The 20303-nt window shown below is 65.5% G+C and carries 19 protein-coding genes; 7 read left to right on the top strand and 12 right to left on the bottom strand.

Translation table 11 applies throughout. The features are described 5' to 3' along the window. The first annotated feature begins 123 nt into the window (after positions 1 to 123). Positions 124 to 630 carry a hypothetical protein gene (locus tag FG95_RS06835; RefSeq protein WP_235211484.1) on the top strand — a complete coding sequence of 169 codons (507 nt, stop codon included), beginning with the start codon at positions 124 to 126 and terminating at the stop codon, positions 628 to 630. 268 nt (positions 631 to 898) lie between these two features. Here FG95_RS06835 and FG95_RS21045 read toward each other — a convergent pair whose 3' ends face one another. The 7 genes from FG95_RS21045 to FG95_RS06805 all read right to left on the bottom strand — a co-directional run bounded on the left by FG95_RS21045 (position 899) and on the right by FG95_RS06805 (position 10275). Further along, a complete protein-coding gene (locus FG95_RS21045) occupies positions 899 to 1054 on the bottom strand; it encodes a hypothetical protein (RefSeq protein WP_235211483.1) in 156 nt (51 codons plus the stop codon). 396 nt (positions 1055 to 1450) lie between these two features. Beyond that, positions 1451 to 1681, bottom strand: a complete 231-nt coding sequence (locus tag FG95_RS06830; protein ID WP_037554869.1) for a hypothetical protein — start codon at positions 1679 to 1681, stop codon at positions 1451 to 1453. Between the two features lie 129 nt (positions 1682 to 1810). Then, entirely contained in the window at positions 1811 to 2875 is a 1065-nt protein-coding gene (locus tag FG95_RS06825) for a ribonucleotide-diphosphate reductase subunit beta (RefSeq protein WP_037554868.1), read from the bottom strand. A 63-nt stretch (positions 2876 to 2938) separates the two neighbouring features. Next, entirely contained in the window at positions 2939 to 3379 is a 441-nt protein-coding gene (locus tag FG95_RS06820) for an endonuclease domain-containing protein (protein WP_052182167.1), read from the bottom strand. Positions 3380 to 3444: 65 nt separating this feature from the next. Next, positions 3445 to 5400, bottom strand: a complete 1956-nt coding sequence (locus tag FG95_RS06815; RefSeq protein ID WP_037554867.1) for a ribonucleoside-diphosphate reductase subunit alpha — start codon at positions 5398 to 5400, stop codon at positions 3445 to 3447. Between the two features lie 726 nt (positions 5401 to 6126). After that, positions 6127 to 8418: an EAL domain-containing protein gene (locus FG95_RS06810; protein WP_037554866.1), complete on the bottom strand. Its 2292-nt coding sequence runs from the start codon at positions 8416 to 8418 to the stop codon at positions 6127 to 6129. A gap of 114 nt (positions 8419 to 8532) precedes the next feature. Continuing rightward, the gene (locus FG95_RS06805) at positions 8533 to 10275 is read right to left on the bottom strand and encodes an acyl-CoA dehydrogenase (RefSeq protein WP_037554865.1); all 1743 of its coding nucleotides are present in this window, start codon (positions 10273 to 10275) and stop codon (positions 8533 to 8535) included. Positions 10276 to 10328: 53 nt separating this feature from the next. Here FG95_RS06805 and FG95_RS06800 point away from each other — a divergent pair, with 53 nt between their 5' ends. Further along, entirely contained in the window at positions 10329 to 11288 is a 960-nt protein-coding gene (locus FG95_RS06800) for an L-threonylcarbamoyladenylate synthase (RefSeq protein WP_037554864.1), read from the top strand. A 105-nt stretch (positions 11289 to 11393) separates the two neighbouring features. Here FG95_RS06800 and FG95_RS06795 read toward each other — a convergent pair whose 3' ends face one another. The 3 genes from FG95_RS06795 to FG95_RS06785 all read right to left on the bottom strand — a co-directional run bounded on the left by FG95_RS06795 (position 11394) and on the right by FG95_RS06785 (position 13741). Then, positions 11394 to 12296: a DMT family transporter gene (locus FG95_RS06795; RefSeq protein WP_037554863.1), complete on the bottom strand. Its 903-nt coding sequence runs from the start codon at positions 12294 to 12296 to the stop codon at positions 11394 to 11396. Between the two features lie 166 nt (positions 12297 to 12462). After that, the gene (locus tag FG95_RS06790; RefSeq protein WP_037554862.1) at positions 12463 to 13242 is read right to left on the bottom strand and encodes an SDR family NAD(P)-dependent oxidoreductase; all 780 of its coding nucleotides are present in this window, start codon (positions 13240 to 13242) and stop codon (positions 12463 to 12465) included. A 10-nt stretch (positions 13243 to 13252) separates the two neighbouring features. Then, complete coding sequence (locus FG95_RS06785; protein WP_037554861.1) at positions 13253 to 13741, bottom strand: thioredoxin family protein; 489 nt, start codon at positions 13739 to 13741, stop codon at positions 13253 to 13255. Between the two features lie 56 nt (positions 13742 to 13797). Between FG95_RS06785 and FG95_RS06780 the strand changes: the two genes are divergently transcribed. Next, complete coding sequence (locus tag FG95_RS06780) at positions 13798 to 15321, top strand: acyl-CoA carboxylase subunit beta (protein ID WP_037554860.1); 1524 nt, start codon at positions 13798 to 13800, stop codon at positions 15319 to 15321. 107 nt (positions 15322 to 15428) lie between these two features. Here FG95_RS06780 and FG95_RS19820 read toward each other — a convergent pair whose 3' ends face one another. After that, positions 15429 to 16280 carry a LytTR family transcriptional regulator DNA-binding domain-containing protein gene (locus FG95_RS19820; RefSeq protein WP_152567593.1) on the bottom strand — a complete coding sequence of 284 codons (852 nt, stop codon included), beginning with the start codon at positions 16278 to 16280 and terminating at the stop codon, positions 15429 to 15431. Between the two features lie 91 nt (positions 16281 to 16371). Here FG95_RS19820 and FG95_RS06770 point away from each other — a divergent pair, with 91 nt between their 5' ends. The 3 genes from FG95_RS06770 (at position 16372) to FG95_RS06760 (ending at position 18912) form a co-directional block, all read left to right on the top strand. Continuing rightward, positions 16372 to 17505, top strand: coding sequence for an acyltransferase family protein (locus FG95_RS06770; RefSeq protein WP_037554859.1), 1134 nt, complete (start codon positions 16372 to 16374; stop codon positions 17503 to 17505). A 12-nt stretch (positions 17506 to 17517) separates the two neighbouring features. Further along, positions 17518 to 17715, top strand: a complete 198-nt coding sequence (locus FG95_RS06765; protein ID WP_037554858.1) for a hypothetical protein — start codon at positions 17518 to 17520, stop codon at positions 17713 to 17715. Between the two features lie 123 nt (positions 17716 to 17838). After that, positions 17839 to 18912: a S41 family peptidase gene (locus FG95_RS06760; RefSeq protein ID WP_037554857.1), complete on the top strand. Its 1074-nt coding sequence runs from the start codon at positions 17839 to 17841 to the stop codon at positions 18910 to 18912. A gap of 109 nt (positions 18913 to 19021) precedes the next feature. Here FG95_RS06760 and FG95_RS06755 read toward each other — a convergent pair whose 3' ends face one another. Continuing rightward, positions 19022 to 19501: a GNAT family N-acetyltransferase gene (locus FG95_RS06755; protein ID WP_037554856.1), complete on the bottom strand. Its 480-nt coding sequence runs from the start codon at positions 19499 to 19501 to the stop codon at positions 19022 to 19024. Positions 19502 to 19685: 184 nt separating this feature from the next. On the opposite strand from FG95_RS06755, the gene FG95_RS06750 reads away from it, so the two are divergent. Next, the gene (locus FG95_RS06750; protein WP_052182165.1) at positions 19686 to 20261 is read left to right on the top strand and encodes a hypothetical protein; all 576 of its coding nucleotides are present in this window, start codon (positions 19686 to 19688) and stop codon (positions 20259 to 20261) included. Positions 20262 to 20303: the final 42 nt, after the last annotated feature.

The raw sequence follows: 20303 nt of genomic DNA, 5'->3' as shown, positions 1-20303 counted from the left end.
CCGCAGACGCAAGCCCGTGACATCGCGGTGCGCGGAGGGGCGACGACGTCGGGGGCGAGGCCGGTGCGTGCGCCTGCGCGCCGGACTGGCGCGGCGCTGCGGCGCTTCCTATGTAGGCGCGCGATGACAGGCGGATTTTCCAGGCAGATCGTGATCGGCCGGCTGAAGGCGAAGCCGTTGCTGGCGGGGCAATTGCTGTGCGGCCTTGCCGCGGCGGCGCTGGTCGTGCGGCAGGCGAACGGCGCGGGGGGCGACGGCGCGGGCGAGGTGCTGCGCGCGATCCTGTTCAGCAATCTGCTGGCGAGCGCGGGAATCGTGGCGGCGTTGCTCGGCTTCGCGGCCTTTTTTCGCGCGTGGCGGCGGCGCGATGCCTTTATCTGGCACGACGGCGCGCGCCTCCATCGCGGGGCGTCGGATAGCTGGCCGCTGCCGTTGATCCGCGACGTGGTGATTTCGAAGGGCGAGTTCGGCGTTTCGTCGTTGCGGCTGGTCGTTGACGACGACAGCGAGGTGACGCGCGAGCTGGTGAAGCTCTACCTGCTTGCGGATTCGCCCGAGGCGGTGCGCGGCGGGGTGATGTTCGCGGTCGCGGGGCTGCGCGGGTTTCCGGCGGGGTCGGCGATGAATTGAGGGCTAGGCCACTCTCGTGATTTCCACGTTCGTCACCCCGGACTTGATCCCGCATCCGTGATAGAAGAGGTCAAAGTGGGAGGGGCGGACGGTGACTGACGAATTTTTCGTTTATGACAACTGGGTTCGGTCGAAGGCCATCGTCCACAGGGGCGGGTGTTCGTTCTGCAACAACGGCGACGGGTTGCACGGGAAGCGTAATACCAAAAGTAGTACGTGGCATGGCCCCTATTTCACCGCTGCTGATGCTCGGTCGAAGGCGAAATCCCTACAGCGAGATCGCAACGACGATTGCCAGAGTTGCGCCCCGTAGATTTTTACCGCTCGCACGCGCTGGATTCAGGAGCGAGGTGACGCCGGTGTAGAGCGTGCCGTGCCGCGCGCTGGCCATGATATAGGCGCAGGGCTGGAAGTCGGCGTGCATAGAGTGGAGGCTAGGGCGGCGATGGACCCCGGATCAAGTCCGGGGTGACGAGATTAGGTTGAACCGGATGCTTCTCTTCACATCGTCATGCCGGACTTGATCCGGCATCAGGAGGCAAGGAGCGGGAGTTGCAGAGCAATCCCAAATCCCACAGACTACTCTGACAGCCCGTACCAATCCGTATTGCCAGTTTCAGTCTTACGACCTCATCTTCAGGCAGATAGCCGCAGTGCGCTATGGGGCCTCGCGCGAGATTAAGTCTTGAGAAGACCTTTTCTAGCTTCGGATGCTGAAGGCGATTGTTCAGCCATTGGTTTTCCCCCGCTTCACGATCTATTCTCAGTTTAATTATCCTAGCTCGCATCCATCTTAGCAATTTACTACTATTTTTCTAGGTCAAACCGAAAACCCGCCCGAGTTGCGCCGGTTCGAGCTTGCCGCCAGCACCTTCTTGCCCGTCGGTGTCAGCGCCCATTTGGCGCCCTGCTTCACGACGAGGCCCAGCGTGACGAGTTCGTCGCGGACCGGGTCGGTGGGGAGTTGGGGGCGGCGGTTCGAGAGGCCTTCGAGGGTCGCGCGCTGCGGCTGGCTGAGGATCAGGAGTTTCTCTTTTTTCTTTTCGGTCATTTTTGGCCTCGGGCTCTTCGTGTGTTGTGCCGGGGGGCTGGCATTGCTGGCCCTCCCCGCGGCGACTAGGGAGCATAGCTCCCAAGTCTTGCTGCCCCTCCCGCAGGCGGGAGGGGTTTGAAAGTGCGCTTATTCGGCGGCGATGCCGGCTTTGGCGAACATGTCTTCGCCGTCGTTTTCGGCGTCGCCCGCGGGGGCGGCTTCGTCGCCGGTCTTCGCCTTCTTGCGGTTGTCGAAGCTCGACCAGACGGTGTTCCAGTCGCCGCGCGTTGCGCCCTTGCTGTACTCGGTCGCGCGTGTTTCGAAGAAGTTGGCGTGCTCGACGCCGTTCAGCAGCGGGGCGAGCCAGGGGAGCGGGTGTTCGTCGATCATGTAGATCGGCTGGAAACCGAGCTGCCCCAAACGCCAGTCGGCGATGTAGCGGATGTAGCGCTTGATTTCCTTCGGCGTCATGCCGGGGACGGGGCCCTGTTCGAAGGCGAGGTCGATGAACGCATCCTCGAGCCGCACCGTCTTCTGGCACGTGTCGATGATGTCTTCCTTCACCGCCTTGGTCAGGCAGCCGCGTTCCTTCACGAAGGTATGGAACAGCTTGATGATGCCTTCGCAGTGGAGGCTTTCGTCGCGGATCGACCAGCTGACGATCTGGCCCATGCCCTTCATCTTGTTGAAGCGCGGGAAGTTCATCAGCATCGCGAAGCTGGCGAAGAGCTGCAAGCCTTCGGTAAAGCCGCCGAACATCGCGAGGGTGCGCGCGATATCCTCGTCGCTCTCGACCCCGAAGGTGCCCATATAGTCGTGCTTGGCGCGCATCTCGTCATATTCGAGGAACATGCCATATTCGCTCTCGGGCATGCCGATCGTGTCGAGCAAATGGCTGTACGCCGCGATATGCACGGTTTCCATGTTGCTGAACGCGGTCAGCATCATCTTGATCTCGGTCGGCTTGAACACGCGGCCGTATTTTTCGTGGTAGCAATCCTGCACCTCGATATCGGCCTGGGTGAAGAAGCGGAAAATCTGCGTGAGCAAATTGCGCTCATGGTCGCTGATCTTTTGCGCCCAGTCGCGGCAATCCTCGCCCAGCGGCACTTCCTCGGGCACCCAGTGGATCTGCTGCTGGCGCTTCCAGAAATCGAACGCCCAGGGATATTCGAAGGGCTTGTAGGTCTTGCGGGCTTCGAGAAGGGACATTGAACGGTCTCCGGACTGGTATCTTTACTCCTCTCCCACCGGGAGAGGAAGGGCCCCAAGGCGTCAGCCTTGGGAAGGTGAGGGTGTTCGGCGGTGGCCGGGTGCCGGCGGTTGATCGCCCTTACCCTTCCGCCGCTGCGCGGCTCCTTCCCTCTCCCGGAGGGAGAGGGAGATTTGGGTCATGACGCCGTTCGTGTTCGCGAGGACGTCGTTGTTCCAGAAGCGGAGGACGGTGAGGCCCTGCGCCTGCAGAAATTCGGTGCGGCGGGCGTCGTGGGACGCCGCCTCGGCGTGCTGGCCGCCGTCCACTTCGATCACCAGCTTTGCCGTAAAGCTGAAGAAATCGGCGAAATAGGGGCCGATCGGAACCTGCCGCCGCCATTTGAGGGCGGCAAAGGTGTCGCGCAGTGCCTGCCACATCCGCTTTTCGGCGTCCGTGGCGTCTCTGCGCAAGGTCCGGGCGCGCGCGACGGTGCCGGAGGGTGGATTGCGATAGCTTCGCATGGGGATCGTCACCCTCACCCTTCCGGCGCTGCGCGCCCCCCTCCCTCTCCCGGTGGGAGAGGGAATTACTGGCATGCCAGACACTCGTCGTAATCGGTGCTGCCCGCGAGTTCGAACTTCGCCGCCTCGGGGGTGTTGTCGGCCTCGACCCCGCCCGCGAAGCCGGCGCGCTGCACCGATTTCGAGCGGAGATAATAGAGCGATTTGATCCCGAGCTCCCACGCGCGATAGTGGAGCATGAGCAGATCCCATTTCTCGACGTCGGCGGGGATGAACAGGTTCAGCGATGCCGCCTGATCGATGTACGGCGTGCGGTCGGCGGCGAGTTCGAGCAGCCAGCGCTGGTCGATCTCGAAGCTGGTCTTGTAGCAGTCCTTCTCGTCCTGCGTCAGGAAGTCGAGGTGCTGGACGCTGCCGCCCTTTTCGAGGATCGAGTTCCACACCGCGTCGCTGTTCTTCGCCTTGTCGACGAGCAAAGCCTCGAGGTGCGGGTTGCGGATCGAGAAGCTGCCCGAGAGCGTCTTGTGCGTGTAGATGTTCGCCGGGATCGGCTCGATGCACGCGCTGGTGCCGCCGCAGATGATGCTGATCGACGCGGTCGGCGCGATCGCCATCTTGCAGCTGAACCGTTCCATCACGCCCTGATCGGCGGCGTCGGGGCAGGGGCCGCGCTCGTTGGCGAGCAGCATCGACGCGGCGTCGACCTGCGCGCGGATATGCTTGAAGACGCGAAGGTTCGACGATTTCGCCATCGCGCCCTCGAACGGCAGGCCGCGCGCCTGCAGGAAGCTGTGGAAGCCCATGACGCCGAGCCCGACGCTGCGTTCGCGGCTGGCGCTGTACTTGGCCCGCGCCATTTCGGGCGGGGCGCGGTCGATATAGTCCTGCAGCACATTGTCGAGCATGCGCATGACGTCTTCGATGAAGCGCTTGTCGCCGTTCCACTCGTCCCAGGTTTCGAGGTTGAGCGACGAGAGGCAGCAGACCGCGGTGCGATCGTTGCCGAGATGGTCGCGGCCGGTGGGCAGCGTGATTTCGGAGCAGAGGTTCGAGGTGGTGACCTTGAGCCCGAGGTCGCGATGATGCTTGGGCATCATGCGGTTCACCTGATCGATGAAGATGATGTAGGGCTCGCCGGTCGCGAGGCGCGTCTCGACGAGCTTCTGGAACAGGCCGCGCGCGTCGACGGTGCCGCGGACGCTCTGGTCCTTGGGCGAGCGGAGGTTGAATTCGGCGCCGTCGCGGACGGCCTCCATGAACTCGTCGGTGATGAGGACGCCGTGGTGGAGGTTCAATGCCTTGCGGTTGAAGTCGCCCGACGGTTTGCGGACCTCGAGGAACTCCTCGATCTCGGGGTGCGAGATGTCGAGGTAGCAGGCGGCCGAGCCGCGGCGGAGCGAACCCTGGCTGATCGCGAGGGTGAGGCTGTCCATCACGCGGACGAAGGGGATGATGCCGCTGGTCTTGCCGTTCAAACCGACGGGTTCGCCGATGCCGCGCACCGCGCCCCAATAGGTGCCGATGCCGCCGCCGCGGCTGGCGAGCCAGACATTCTCGTTCCACGTGCCGACGATGCCCTCGAGGCTGTCGTCGACCGAGTTGAGGTAGCAGCTGATCGGCAGGCCGCGGCCGGTGCCGCCGTTCGAGAGAACGGGGGTCGCGGGCATGAACCACAGCTTCGAGATATAGTCGTAGAGGCGCTGCGCGTGATCCTGATCGTCGGCATAGGCGTCGGCGACGCGCGCGAAGAGATCCTGGTACGATTCGCCGGGCAGGAGATAGCGGTCCTGCAGCGTTTCCTTGCCGAAATCGGTGAGCAGCGCGTCGCGGCTCGCGTCGGTCACGATGTCGAAGCGGCGCGCGTGCACCTTGGGCTCGCTGTCGCCGCCCAGCTTCGCCGCGGGCGCCGAATCATCCTTCGAATCGCTCTTCGATTCGGGGGCCGCCGGAGCGTCATTCTTCGCCAGTTCCATCGTCGCCACGTCGCTCGTCTCCACCCGTTCGCTTTCCCGAAAATCCATCGCATTCGCCCCCGATCTAAACGCGCACATGGGTGCGCTTTGTTCCTGTCTTGTTCGACTCAGGGCGAAGCCCCGATCCTAGCATCTAAACCCGTCCACGGGGCACTTTTTTTGGGCGCAGCAAGGGTTTTTCCGGGTCCATATGCGATGGACGACGGAAATCCGCCACTTGCAGCCGAATACTATTTATTGGGGTGCCCCCGTGGCTGACCCACCACCTATAGTGCCACGTCGGCGCGACGATGCAAGACGGTAAATGACAGAATGGAGACTCGACTCGTCGATAATTTGATTCGTCTCGTCGTCCCCGATGCACGAGCCGAAGGCATCGCGCCAGCGTTTCCGCGGCTTTCCGCGCGAAGGGGCGGATACGGGTGTCGGGCCGAAATTTTTTCGGTCGGGAAGAAGGGCTTGCCGCCCCCCGCCACGCTTATGTGAGGTGCGATGCGGCAGCGGCGGGAGACGGCTTCGTCCAGGCGCGCATCGAGCGACACCGGGCAAAAAGAAAGGGCCCCGGCGATGCCGAGGCCCGATCTCTAACTCTATGCTTTCGGGTCAGGCCTGACCGCCACCGCTTTCGGTGCCGCCGCCGCCCATGAATCGCCAAAACCAACCCATGACCAATCTCCTGTTCAGACTGCTCACGAGGAACAGTTAACGGAGCGTATACCTTAATTAGTAAGGTAAATCGAGTCTTAACTATGATCATTACCGCCAATCTGGCAGTTATGCGGTGCGGTTCTGGGGGGAAGCGGTAAGGGTCGCGGTCAGCTCGGAAAACAATTGCGGTTTTCCAAGATGATAGCCTTGCCCGACGTCGCAGCCGAGGCCGGCGAGCAACGCCATGGTTTCACCGTCTTCGATACCTTCGGCGACCGCGACGGCGCCGAGGCGGTGGGCCAAATCGATTGTCGATTTAACAACTTCGAGGTTCCGCTGCGAATCGCGCATTGTCATCACGAATCGCTTGTCGATCTTGATTTCGTCGGCCTCGATCTCGGTCAGATATTCGAGGTTCGACTGGCCGGTGCCATAATCGTCGATCGACAGGCGGATACCCGTCCGGCGCAGCTGCGCCAGCGTCTGGCGCGCCTGCCGGCTGTTTTCGATCTGCGCGGTTTCGGTGATCTCGATCGTCAGAACCTCGGGCGGCAGGTGGTGCGCGGTCAGCATGACGCGGATCGTGCCGACGAGATCGCTGTGATCGAGCAGGCTCGCCGACAGGTTGACCGACATATTGATGTGGAATCCGCGCTCGCGCAGCTGCGCCGCCGAGCGGATCGCCTGATCCATCACGAACAGGGTGAGGCGATAGATGTCCTGGCTCTTTTCGGCCTGGACGATGAACTCGTCGGGCGGGATGGGGCCACGCGTCGGGTGCGTCCAGCGCGCGAGCGCTTCGACCCCGACGAGCTTTTTCGACGCGATTTCATATTGCGGCTGGAAGGCGACCCAGATGTCGCCGCCGGTGAGCGCATCCTCGAGCTGCGAGTGAAAGCTCAATTGCCAGCCGGCGTCTTCCTTTTGGCGCGAAGTATATTTCGTCCACAGCGACCGGGTGCGGATCGCGCGTTCGGCGGCGACGAGCGCCGCGGCGAGCCGCTGGGCGTTCGACCCTTCGAATTCGTCGTTGACGCCGAAGGCGATCGCGACGTCGACGCGCAGCTCGCCGATCGTCAGCGGCGCGTTGAACAGCGCGGCGAGGCCCGCGAGCTGCCCCTCGATCTGGCTGTGCTGGTAATAAGGCACGAGCCAGGCGAAGGTGCCGTCGAGATCGTGGTGGAGCGTCGTGCCTTGCGAGGCGAGCTGGAGGCGGCGGGTGACCTGTTCGACGAGCTTGCCGATGCCGTCGCCGGGGATGAAGGCGGCGAGATCCTCGAAATTCACGACCTTGGCGGCGACGACGGTCGCGCTGCCGAACGGCGGCAGCGAACGCAGCGCTTCGAAGTTCGGCAAGCCCGAAACCGGGTTCTCGCGCTGTGCCGAATCGCGGCGGCGTGCTCGCGCCACATTGGAACCGATGGCTGCAAGGAAGAACAGCCCTGCCCCGATCGAGACCGTGACAAGCTGCGTCGCGAGCAGCAATTGCGAGGCGATGAGGAGGGCGGCGACCGCCGATCCGAAGACGCTGAACCACCGGTTGCCGCTCCGTAGCAGCAGGGGCAGCGTTAGAAATAGTGCAAAGCCCAATGGCGGCAACCAGCCGAGGCTCACTGGATTACCCCGGCGCAGCGTTTCCGCCGCGAGCACATGGACGTAGGCGCCGGGAACCTTGTCGTGTCCCGGCAAATAGTGACGGTCCGCATGCCGCGATGCCGTGGGTGCAAAAATAACGTCCTTGCCCGCCAGTTCGTTCGCGCCGACCTTGCCGTCGATCACGTCGATCGCGCCATATTGGCGGATGCTGCTTGTCCTGTACGAAAAATCGATGCGAAACTGCGAAGGCGCGCGCCCCGATTTGCCCGCCAGAACAGCCGCGAAACTCGGCAGCAGCTTTCCTTCGGCAAGGTACATCAACGGGATGTCCCAGACCTGCCAGAATTGATTTTCCCATGCGATGCTGGCGCGTTTGGCGCGATCGCCGAAAGAGGCGTCAGGAAAAATGGTAACGAGCTGATCGGTGCCGGGCACCGATCGCGTGGGAACGGCGAGCACAGCCCGGTCACCCATGTTGCGCACTGCCCCGCTTACTTCTTCCAGGCCTCCGTTGTTGTCGGGGCGCTCATAATCGAAATCGATGAAAAGGCGCTTCGCATCGGCGCGATCGACGGCGCGTATCAGGCGGGCATGATCGTGCCGCGTGAATTCGCCATTGCGGGATTCGGCCAAAGTTCGATCATCGATGCCGATCACCACGATGTCGCCCGATACATCGCGATAGGCGACGCGGCTTGTCGCCATCGCGATAAGACGATCGGGCAATTCGCCAAAACCGCTGACCCCTACGACGACGCTGAGCAGGAGCGACAGCGCAAGAGCTCGCCAGCTGATGATCAGACTTTTGACCGGAATGGGCACGCACGTCTCCAGCAATTGCCGGTCGCGTCTAGTGTCAGATGGTTATCATCGCGTTAATTATGAACAAAATCCTGCGCTGTCCGGCACGGCGGAAAGCGCAGGATTTCGGGGGATTCAGGCGATCGTAGCCAGCGGTTCGAGCGCGGCGTCGCCGGCGAGGGCGGAGGCCGCGAGCCCGGTGGTGGCGGGAACGATCTGCTGAAGGTAAAAGCGCGTCGAGGCGATCTTGGCTTCGAGGAAGGCGCGGTCGCCGCCGCCCTCTTCGAGCGCCGCGCGCGCCGCCTTGTGCTGGATCGCCATCAGCCAGCCGCAGGTCGCCGTCGCGAGCATGGTGAGATAGGGGTAGCTGCCCGCGAGCCGGTCGGCGGTGTTCGCGTTCACCATCCAGTCGGTGACCGCGCGGCACGCGTCGACGAGCTGTTGCAATTCGGGGGAATCGGCGGCGCCGTGCGCGATATCGTCGATCAGTCCGCGGACGAGGTCGCCGCCCGCCATGCCGAGCTTGCGCCCCACCAGATCGGCCGCCTGGATGCCGTTGGTGCCTTCGTAGATCGGCGCGATGCGCGCGTCGCGATAATGCTGCGCAGCGCCGGTTTCCTCGATGAAGCCCATGCCGCCATGGACCTGCACGCCGAGGCTCGCGACCTCGCAGCCGATGTCGGTCGCGTGCGCCTTGACCAGCGGGATGAGTATTTCGGCGCGCATCGCTGCGGCTTCGTCGCCCAATTTTCCGAAGTCGATCTGCGCCGCGGCATAATAGGTCAGCGCGCGCGCCGCCTCGGTCTGCGCGCGCATCCGCCACAGCATGCGGCGGACATCGGGGTGCCGGTCGATCGTCACCGGGGTGCGGTCGGGCGAGCCCGCGAGCGCCGACTGGACGCGCTCGGCGGCGAAGCGCTGCGCCTGCTGCGTCGCGCGCTCGCCGATCTGGATGCCCTGACAGCCGATCATCAGCCGCGCGTTGTTCATCATCACGAACATCGCGCGCATCCCGCCCATTTCGCCGCCGACGATCTCGCCGAGGCAATCCTCGTCCTCGCCATAGACCATCACCGCGGTCGGCGAGCCGTGGATGCCGAGCTTGTGCTCGATCGAGGCGCAGTGGACGCCGTTCGAGATGGTCGGATTGCCAGCGTCGTCGAGGCGATATTTGGGGACGAGGAAGAGCGAGATGCCGCGCGTCCCCTCGGGTGCGCCCGGCGTGCGCGCGAGAACGAGGTGGACGATATTGTCGGTGAGGTCATGCTCGCCGAAAGTGATGAAGATCTTCTGTCCCTTGATCCGGTAGAGGCCGGCGTTCGGGCCCTCGGTGACCTTCTCGGCGGTCGAGCGCAGCGCGCCGACGTCGCTGCCCGCGGCGGGCTCGGTCAGGTTCATCGTGCCGTTCCACTCGCCGGTGACCAGCTTGGGAAGCCAGGTCGCACGCTGCTCCTCGGTGCCATAGGCCATCAGCGCGTGGATCGCGCCGGGGGTGAGGATGCTGCAGAGCGAAAAGCCCATGTTCGCGCTGCCGAGCGCTTCGATCACCACGGTCGCGAGGGTGAAGGGCAAGTCCTGCCCGCCATATTCGCCGGGGCCGTCGATACTGCCCCAGCCCGCGTCGACGAACTGCTTATACGCGTCCTTGAAGCCCGGGGGCATGGTGACCTTGCCGTCCTGCCATTTGGGATTTTGCGTGTCGCCGACGCGGTTGAGCGGGGCGTAGACGTCGGCGGCGAACTCGCCGATACCGGTGACGATCGCCTCGACCATATCGGGGGTCGCGGCGGCGAAACGCTCATGCTGCGCCATCGCGTCGATGCGCGCGATATGGTTCAAGACGAAAAGCTGTTCGGTGGTGGGCGGCGTGTAGGTCATAGAGGGGACCGACTTTCCTGGTGAATATCGTTGCGCGGGCGCTATAGCGCGGCATGGCCGAGGGTCAAAGGAACGAGAGCATCGCGACCGCAAGCGCCCCCTTCGGTGCGGAGGCGATCGCGCGCGCCGCCGCGCTGATCGCGGCGGGGCTGCCGGTCGCGGTGCCGACCGAGACGGTCTATGGCCTCGCCGCCGATGCGCGCAATCCGCAAGCGGTCGCGCGCATCTATGCCGCGAAGGGGCGGCCCGATTTCAACCCGCTGATCGTGCATGTGCCGACGCTCGCCATGGCCGAGACGCTGGGCGAGTTCGGGACCGCCGAGCGCGCGCTCGCGACGCGTTTCTGGCCGGGGCCGCTCACGCTCGTCGTTCCGCGCACGCCGGGCTGCCCCGTTGCGAGCGTGGCGACGGCGGGGCTCGACACGATTGCGCTCCGGGTTCCCGGGCATCGCGCGATGCAGGCGTTGCTTGCCGCGTCGGGTGCGCCGCTCGCGGCGCCGAGCGCCAATGCGAGCGGGCGGGTGAGCCCGACCAGGGCGGAGCATGTGCTCGCGAGCCTTGCGGGGCGGATCGACCTCGTCATCGACGACGGGGCGACGAGTGCGGGAGTCGAATCGACGATCGCGCGGGTGAAGAACGGCGCGGTCGAAATACTGCGGCCGGGGCCGGTGACGGCGGAGATGCTGGGCGAGGCGAGCGGCCTTGCGGTGACCGGGATCGAAGGATCGGAGATCGTCGCGCCGGGGATGCTCGCGAGCCATTATGCGCCCGGCAAGCCGGTGCGGCTGGGCGCGCGCGATTTCGCGGCGGACGAGTTTGGCATCGGCTTTGGCGCGGTTCGAGGCGATTATGACCTCAGCATCGCGGGCGACCTGATCGAAGCGGCGGCGCGCCTTTTCGACGCGCTGCACGCGGGGGCGACGAGCGCGAAGGCGAAGATCGCGGTGGCGGCGATCCCGGTCGAGGGGCTCGGCGCGGCGATCAACGACCGGCTGGCAAGGGCGGCGGTTTAAGTCCCCCTCCCATTTATGGGAGGGGTTAGGGGAGGGCCTGTTTCGGTAGCTCCCAAGAACGACATGCCCTCCCACAACCCCTCCCGCACGCGGGAGGGGAGAAGGTCAGGCCGCCGCCGGCTCGATCGGATCGCCATGCGGCGCCTTGCGCGCGACGATCAGGCAGGCGGCGACGATCAGGCAGGCGCCCGCGAGCGTCGGCAGCGTCACCGCTTCGTCGAAGAAATACCAGCCGAAGACCATCGCCCAGAGAAAGCCGGTATATTCGGTCGTCGCGAGGATCTGCGTTTCGGCGCGGGCATAGGCCCAGCTCAAAAGCAGCAGCGAGGTGGTTGCGAGGATCGCGGCGCCGACGATGTTCGGAGCCTGTTCCGTGCCGGGGACGGCGAGGAACCACGGTGCGCCCAGCGCGAGGATCGCGGCGACGAAGAAATTCTGGAAGAAGGCGATCTCCATCGGCTCGGCCATCTTCGCCTGCCGCCGCGCGAGGATGAGGTTATAGGCGTAGAAGACCGCCGACAGGAACACCGCGCCGACTGCGAGCAGCGCCTCGTCGGAATAGGCGCTGCCGCCGAGCTTGCCCGCGACGATGACGATCACCCCCGCGAGCCCGAGCAGCGACGCGGCGATCGAACGCGGGCCGATCTTCTCGCCAAGGAAGATCGCGGCCATGTAGAGCGCCATCAGCGGCGCGACGAAAGCGAGCGCGATCGCCTCCGCCATCGGCAGCCGCGCGAGCGCCCAGAAGAAGCTGAGCGCCATGCCTGCGACGAAAAGCGAGCGCCACGCGTGGATCCGCATCGTCGGCCGGTCGGGCCATCTGGGGCGCGTCGCGAGATAGAGCAGGCCGCTGACCAGCGTCCCGGTGCCGGTGCGCCACAGCACCGCATTATAGGCGCCGATGTCGATCGACAGCCCCTTCATCAGCACGTCCATCGCCGAAAAGGTCGCGATTCCGGCGCAGGCGATCAGGAAGGGGATGACGGGCGAGGGCGAATCGGGGCGCATGGGAGGGGGCTGTATTCTACCTGATCCTCCCTGTCGCGAAGCGATGGGGAGGGGGACCGCTTGCGAAGCAGGCGGTGGAGGGGCTGCGACGTCGCGTCATTGCCCCTCCGTCAGCGCTGCGCGCTGCCACCTCCCCATGGCTTCGCCACAGGGAGGATGGGGTGGGTTAGCGAAACGTCGCCTGTCCCGCGCCGTCGATGTTGAGCTTCTGGCCCGAGCAATAGCTGTTCGCGTCGCTGACGAACCACACCACCGCCGCCGCCACATCGGCGGGGACGGCGACGCGGCCGAAGGGCATTTTGGCGTCGAGGTGGTGGATGTCGGCCTGCCCGGTGATTGCGCGCGAGAGTTTTTCGCCCATGTCGCTGACGGTGAGCGCGGGGGCAACGATGTTGACGCGGACGCCGTTGCCGAGCTCTTCCTTGGCGAGCGTCAGCGCGAGGGCTTCGCCCGCGGCCTTGGCCATCGTGTAGGGGGCGCCGTTCGGCGAGTTCACATAGGTGGCGATGCTCGAAATCACGATGATGTCGCTGCGCTTGTGCTGGCGGAGCTGCGGCAGTGCGAGACGAGACAGGCGGTGCGGACCGGCGGCGTGGACGGCGAAAAGCTTGTCGACTTCTTCGGGACTGGTGTCGGCGACGGAGAGCCCGCGGCTGGCGATGCCGGCGTTGTTGACGAGGATCGACATGGGGCCGAAGTCGGCCTCGACCGCGGCGACCATCGCGGCGCAGGCGGCTTCGTCGGTGACCGACGCCTGATAGGCCTTCGCCTTGCGCCCCAGCGCCTGAATCGCGGCGACGGTTTCGGCCGCGGCCTCTTCGCCGCGGGTGTAGTTGACCGCGACGTCGGCGCCCGCCTCCGCCAGACCCAGCGCGATGCCGCGGCCGATGCCGCGCGAGGCGCCGGTAACGAGCGCGACGCGCCCCGCAAGGTTCATCTCGGCCATGTCGCTCTCCCTATTTCATCAGTTCTTTGTAGATGTCGTCGTCGCTGCGGCTCGCGGCGTTGCGCCATTTGGGAGCGGCCTTGCGGTTGAGCACGCGGCCCTCGGCATCGAGGACCGCGGCGGTCGGCGTGCCCTTGATCCGGAAGCCGAAGCGTTCGGGAACGGCGGGATTGCGTCCCTGGCCCTTCACATGCGGCATGCCGATGTCGGCATAGACGATTTCGTAGCGGGCGCGGACGGGCGCGAAGCGGTCGGTCGTGAGCAGGTTCGCGAGCCACGCGCTGTCGTGGCAGGCGCCGGTGCCCATGACGAGCAGCACGGGCTTGCCCGACGCCTTTGCCCGCGCGAGTGCGGCGTCGATCGCGGGCATCGGGTCGGCGATGAAGGCGTCGGTCTTGTATGGCTCCTCGATGCCGGGGAGCGTGCGCTTTTCGGCCGCGATGGCGGGCGCGAGCGTCAGCAATGCGGCGGCGAGGGCAAAAGCGATCGAGCGGGTCATGCGGCGACGATAGGTTTTGCATGACGTTTCCGTCAACGTAAGATAGCCTCCTTCGCATGAGCTGGAAAAATGAGATCGAAGAACTCGGCCAACGCCGCGCGATGGCCGAGAAGATGGGCGGCGAGGAAAAGGTCGCGCGCCAGCACGGGCGCGGCAAGATGGATGCGCGGGCGCGGATCGCCGCGATTGTCGATCCGGGCAGCTTTCGCGAGATCGGCAAGATCGCCGGGCGCGCGACTTATGGCGCCGATGGCGAGCTGGAAGACCTTGCCGCGAGCAATTTTATCTTCGGGCGCGCGAATATCGACGGCCGGCCGGTCGTCGCCTCGGCCGACGATTTCACCGTGCGCGGCGGCGCGGCCGATGCGGCGCTGCACAGGAAGTTCGTGCAGTGTGAGGCGATGGCGCACGAATATCGCCTGCCGCTGATCCGCATGATCGACGGCACCGGCGGCGGCGGGTCGGTCAAGACGCTCGAGGATATGGGATACACCTATATTCCGCACGTGCCCGGCTGGGACGAGATTATCGCGAACCTCGACACGGTGCCGGTCGTGGCGCTGGCGCTGGGGCCGACCGCGGGGCTGGGCGCGGCGCGCGTCGTCGCGAGCCATTACAGCGTGATGGTGCGCGGGCTGTCGCAGCTGTTCGCGGCCGGGCCGGCGGTCGCGGCGGCGATCGGCGACACGCTCGACCGCGAGGAACTCGGCGGCAGCGACGTCCATACGCGCAACGGCGTTGTCGACGACGAGGTCGCGAGCGAGGCCGAAGCCTTTGCGGCGGCGCGGCGGTTCCTGTCCTATCTGCCGTCGTCGATCCACGACCGGGCCTTGCGCACCGAATGCAGCGATCCGGCGGATCGCCGCGACGAGGCCTTGCTTTCGATCGTGCCGCGCGAGGCGAAGCAGGTCTATTCGATGCGGCGCATCGCGAATTCGGTGTTCGATGCGGGCAGCGTCTTCGAGATGGGCGCGCGCTGGGGGCGCGCGGTTATCACGGCGTTCGCGCGGCTCGACGGCTATCCGGTCGCGGTGCTCGCGAGCGATCCGTCCTATCTCGGCGGGTCGTGGGACGCGAAGACGAGCGAGAAGGCCGAGCGCTTCGTGAAGATGGCCGACCAGTTCCGGCTGCCGATCGTCCACCTCGTCGACAATCCGGGCTTCATGATCGGCGGCGAGGCCGAGCGGACGGGGACGATCCGATATGGCGTGCAGGCGATGAACGCGATCTACCGCGCGACGGTGCCGCTCGCTTCGGTCGTGGTGCGCCGCGCTTACGGGATCGCGGGGAGCGCGATGTCGAACGCCGAGCGCTTCCAGTACCGCTTCGCCTGGCCGTCGGGCGACTGGGGCAGCCTGCCGATCGAGGGCGGGGTCGAGGTCGCGTACAAGAGCGAGCTCGAGGCGGCCAAAGACCCGGCGGCGCATCTGGAAGCGATCCGCGAGCGATTGAACCGTGTGCGTTCGCCGTTCCGGACGGCAGAGAAATTCGGGGTCGAGGATATCATCGACCCGCGCGACACGCGGCCCTTGCTGTGCGAGTTTGCCGAGCTGGCGTGGCGGGTGGTGGGCAAGAATTAATCAAAATCCGTTCGCCCTGAGCTTGTCGAAGGGCCGTTCTTGTCTTTGGCGGTGTCGAAGAAGAACGGTGCTTCGACAAGCTCAGCACGAACGGAGTTGAGAGCCCCCTATCCCGACACATTCTCGCGATAACGCCGGCTGCCGCGCAGCGTCTCGCCGCTTTCCATCTCGACGTCGAAGTCGCCGCTCTTTAGCGTGACGACGCGCCGTACCGCGTCGCGGCGAACGATACGGCCGCGATGGATGCGTGCAAAGCCCGCCCCGGCGAGTTCACCCTCGATCGCCGTCAGCGTCGCGCGGTGGAGCAGGCGCTGGCCGCGCCACGCGACCTCGACATAATTGCCCGCCGCCGCGACATGCTCGATCTCGTCGACCGGCAAATGATGCGTGACCGACCCGTCGCCGATCGCGAGCGTTCTGCGTTCGGGCGTCCTTGCCGGCGGCGCGGCATAGCGTGCGACAAGCCATTGGACGAGGAAGAGGATGAAGACGAGCTCGGCATAGGCCGAGAGATCCTTGCGCAATTCATAGAGGATCGGCGATCCGTCGGGCGAAGTGAATTCATAGTCCAGCCCCATCGTCCACCACAGCATCGTGCGAAAGGCGACCATCAGCGCGATATGGCCGAGCGAAACCGGGATCGCGAGCAGCGCGTGGATCGCGATCGTCGCGGGCAGCGAAACGCGCGGCGGGCGGATGCGCCGGACCGCGAACCAGCAAGGGATCATCATCGCCACCCAAGCGGCGAGGCTGCTTCCTTCGAGCATCCAGGCGATCGTCGGCGAGGTGGCGAGGCCGGCGCCCTGCCGGTCGGCGATATAGGAATAGACGTTGGCGGTAATGCGAACGAGCCCGAAGAGGAAAATCGCCGTCAGCAGCAGTGCGGTGAGCGCGCGCGCGCTGAAGCCGCTCGTCCCCGCTGTGCCGCCGCTCGTCCCCATGGCTTGCTTGTCCGTCACTCCGGCCCCGCTGTTCGTCCCGCCGGGATCGCCCGCCGTCCGCCCTTTCGATTAGCGGCTGCCGCAGGCCCCGCAAAGGAGATTTGGGCAGATGACGACGACACGGCATTACGGAATGGACTGGCTGCGCATCGGCGCCTTCGGCTTGCTGATCTTCTATCATATCGGCATGTATTTCGTGCCGTGGGGCTGGCATGTGAAAATCGCGGCGCCGATGGACTGGGTGCAGATCCCGATGATGGCGACGAACAGCTGGCGGTTGCCTTTGCTGTTCCTCGTGTCGGGCTATGCGAGCGCGGCGCTGTTTGCGAAGACGGAAGGGGCGGGCGCATTTATGCGGTCGCGGAGCGCGCGGCTGCTGATCCCGCTCGCTTTCGGCATCATCGTCGTCATCCCCGTGCAGCCCTGGATCGAGCTGGTGACGCAGCATGGCTATGCGCATGGCTTCGCGCATTTCTGGCTCTACGATTATTTCCGCTTCGGAACGCTCGGGGGCATCGTGCTGCCGACCTGGCAGCATCTGTGGTTCGTCGTTTACCTGTTCGTCTACACCGCGCTGGCTGCGCTGCTGCTCGTCGTGTTTCCTGTCGCGGCGCGCGCGCGGATCGCCGATGCGGCTGCGCGGTGGCTCGGCGGTTGGGGGATGCTGATGGTGCCGTTCGGAATGTGGCTCGCCATCCTGTTCGCCTTTCCCGGGCATCGCGATACGCACGCGCTGTTCGATGACGGGCCGGCGCATCTTCATTTCCTTGTCCCCTTCTTCATCGGCTGGTTGCTGCGTGTGCGACCGGCGCTGTTCGACGCGGTGGCGCGGTGCTGGCCGGTCGCGGCGGTGCTCGCGCTGGCCGCATATGTCTGGATCGTCTGGGCGATGTGGGCGGCGCCGGGCGAGGGGCCGCCGCCCGCGGGAATTGTCACCCCCTTCATGGTCGTGCGGCTGGTGCAGGGCTGGGCGTCGATCGTCGCGCTCGTCGGGGTCGCCGACCGGTACTGGAATCGCGACCATCCGCAGCGCGCGATGCTCGCCGAGGCGGTCTTTCCCTTTTACATCATCCACCAGACGATCATCGTCGTCGTGGGCTGGTGGCTGTTGCGCGCGGATATTGCGGCGCTGCCGTCATTCCTGATCCTCGTCGCGGCGACAGTGAGCGGATGCTGGCTTTTCTACCGGATCGGGCGCAGCATCGGCTGGCTGCGGCCGCTGATCGGATTGCAGCGCCAATAGGGGAGAGCGGGAATGGGTGCGTTGAAAGGCATAATGGCGATCGTCGGCGTCGCGATGATCCTCGTCGGCGGACTGTGGGCGTTGCAGGGGCTCGATATCGTGCGCTGGCCCGCGAGCAGCTTCATGCTGGGCGACACCGCGTGGACGCGCAACGGCGTGATCCTTGCGGTGGTCGGGGCGGTTCTGGTCTGGTTCGCGCGCAAGAAATAGACGACTACAAATGTAGTTGATCTGTATTGTCGATGTGATACACTTCGATCCGCCGGGGCCGGATTGGAGACAGGAATGATTCGTTCGTCGCTTGTTATGCCCGCATTGTTGCTTGCTGCCGGAATGGCTGCGACCCCCTTGCTCACGCCGTCTCCCGCGCTCGCGGCCGACGAGGCCGGCGCCGATGCGATCGCCGGGAAATATGCCGCGCTGCTCGAGCGTGACTATCTCTATCCCGAAACGGGAAAAAAATATGCAGATGCGATCCGCGCGGCGATCGCCGCAGGCCGCTACAAGGGGCTCTCCGGCGAGGCGCTCGGCGCCGCGATCGACAGCGATGTGAACGCGGTGTCGCCCGACGGGCATCTGCGGCTGCGCGTTCCCGAAGCGGCGGCGGGGGCGGCCGCGCCGGCGCCGGCGCCGGCGCCGGGCAGCGCCGCGCCGGGGCGCCGTCCGCCCAAGGTGCCGGTCGAACAGGCGGGATGGATCGCGCCGGGGATCGCCTTTGTGCGCTTCAACGTCTTTCCGATGGACGATGCGGTGACGGCACAGGCGGCGAAGTTCATGGCCGACCACGCCGATGCCAAGGCGATCATCTTCGACATCCGCACGCACAATGGCGGCGGGCTCGACCAGATGGACGTCATCTTCCCGTGGCTGTTCGGCAAGGAGACGCGGCTGGTGACGATGGCGACGCGCGCGTCGGTCGACGCCGAAGGCGGCTCGCCGATCGCGGGCATCGCCTCGATGCGCATGGCGAAGGGCGATGCGGGCATGGTCGCGCGCGAACATTGGGCGACGCCGAACGCCGACGCTCGGCTGCGCGATGCCAAAATCTATGTGCTGACCTCGGGCGCGAGCGCGTCGGCGGCCGAGCATTTCGCGCTCGCGATGAAGCACACGGGGCGCGGCACGCTGGTCGGCGCGCCGACCGCGGGCGCCAATCATTTCGGGCGCGGCGAGGATCTGGGCGGCGGCTATGGCGCCTTCATCCCGGTCGGGCGGACCTATGATCCGGTGACGGGGAAGGATTGGGAGGGCGAGGGCGTGTTGCCCGACATCGCGGTGGCGCCCGCCGACGCGCTGGCGCGCGCGCTGACCGAACTCGGTGTCGCGCCCGCCGAAGCGAAGACGCTGTCGGACGCGCATATGCCGAGCTGGCCGATGGAGCGACGGAAGCCGCGCGGGGCGCGTTAATTTCCCTCTTTCGTCATGCCGGACTTGATCCGGCATCCATGCTACGGCGCGAGTTTGGACCCCGGATCAAGTCGGGCAAGTCCCTTGCCTTGCCCGAGGGTGACGAAGGTTATGAACCTGCCAGCTTGATCAGCGCCTCGCCATCGACCCGCATCACCGTCCATTCGTCCATGAGCTTTGCGCCGAGGCTCTGGTAGAAGCCGATCGACGGCGCGTTCCAGTCGAGCACCCACCATTCGAGCCGCGCGCAGTCGCGCTCCACGCAGAGCTTGGCGAGGTGCGCGAGCAGCGCCTTGCCGAGCCCCGAGCCGCGCGCTTCGGGGCGTACGAACAGATCCTCGAGATAGATGCCGGGGCGCCCCTCGAAGGTCGAGAAATTGTGGAAGAAGAGCGCGAAGCCCTGCGGCGTGCCATCGATCTCGCCGATTACGACCTCGGCATAGGGACGCGCGCCGAACAGATTTTCGCCGAGCTTCGCCTCGTCGAAGCGGACTTCGTGCGACAGCTTTTCATATTCGGCGAGGTCGCGGATGAACCCGGCGATCAGCGGCAGATCGGCGGGGATGGCGGGGCGGATCGATAGGGTCACGCGATTATCCTGCAAAGAGAGACGTCGCGGCGCTTTTTAACGAGGACGGGCTCGCGGGCAATGCCGCTTGTCCGGTCGGGCCGCTCGCATCGAAGCGGCTATCGGAAAGAGCGTCCTTGTCGTCAGGCCAGCGACCTGTAATCAGGGTCGACGACAGGATGGGGCGAATGGCGGGAGAGGCTCGATGATGAGCGCACGATTGCTGGTGCTGGTGTTGCTGATGGGCGGCGCGGGCGTTTCCGCGACGGCGCATTCGGCACCGGATGCTTCGTCCGCGGAGGCAGTCCGCGATGGTCAGCACGATTTCGATTTCGAAATCGGAACCTGGGCAACCGACGTGCGTGTGCTGCGCAACCCGTTGTCGGGCAAACAACCGGTCTGGGCCGAATATCGTGGCACGAGCCTCGTTCGAAGCCTGATGGATGGCCGTGCGAACAGCGTCGAGCTGTCGGTCGCGGGACCTGCGGGGAAGATCGAGGGTATCTCGCTACGGCTTTATGACCCCGGCGCTCGCCGCTGGAGCCTCAACTTTGCCAGCCTGCGCGACGGTGCGCTGACCCCGCCGGTGATCGGCGGTTTCGGCGCCGATGGACGCGGCGTCTTTTACGGCGACGACAAGCTCGGCGAGCGGCCCATCCGCGTGCGGTTCGTCATTACGCCGGTCTCGGCCGACGAGGCGCGTTTCGAGCAGGCCTTTTCGGCCGATGGCGGCGCGACATGGGAAGTGAACTGGATCGCGGTCGACCGGCGGACGGCCTGAGCCGCCATCTGCATATCGCGCAATCCGGTTCGGACGGGGCGG

The organism is Sphingopyxis sp. LC363 (assembly GCF_000756385.1).
Classification (GTDB): Bacteria; Pseudomonadota; Alphaproteobacteria; order Sphingomonadales; family Sphingomonadaceae; genus Sphingopyxis.
The sequence above is the reverse complement of the archived record's forward strand: the minus strand, read 5'-3'. Positions and strand labels throughout refer to the sequence as shown.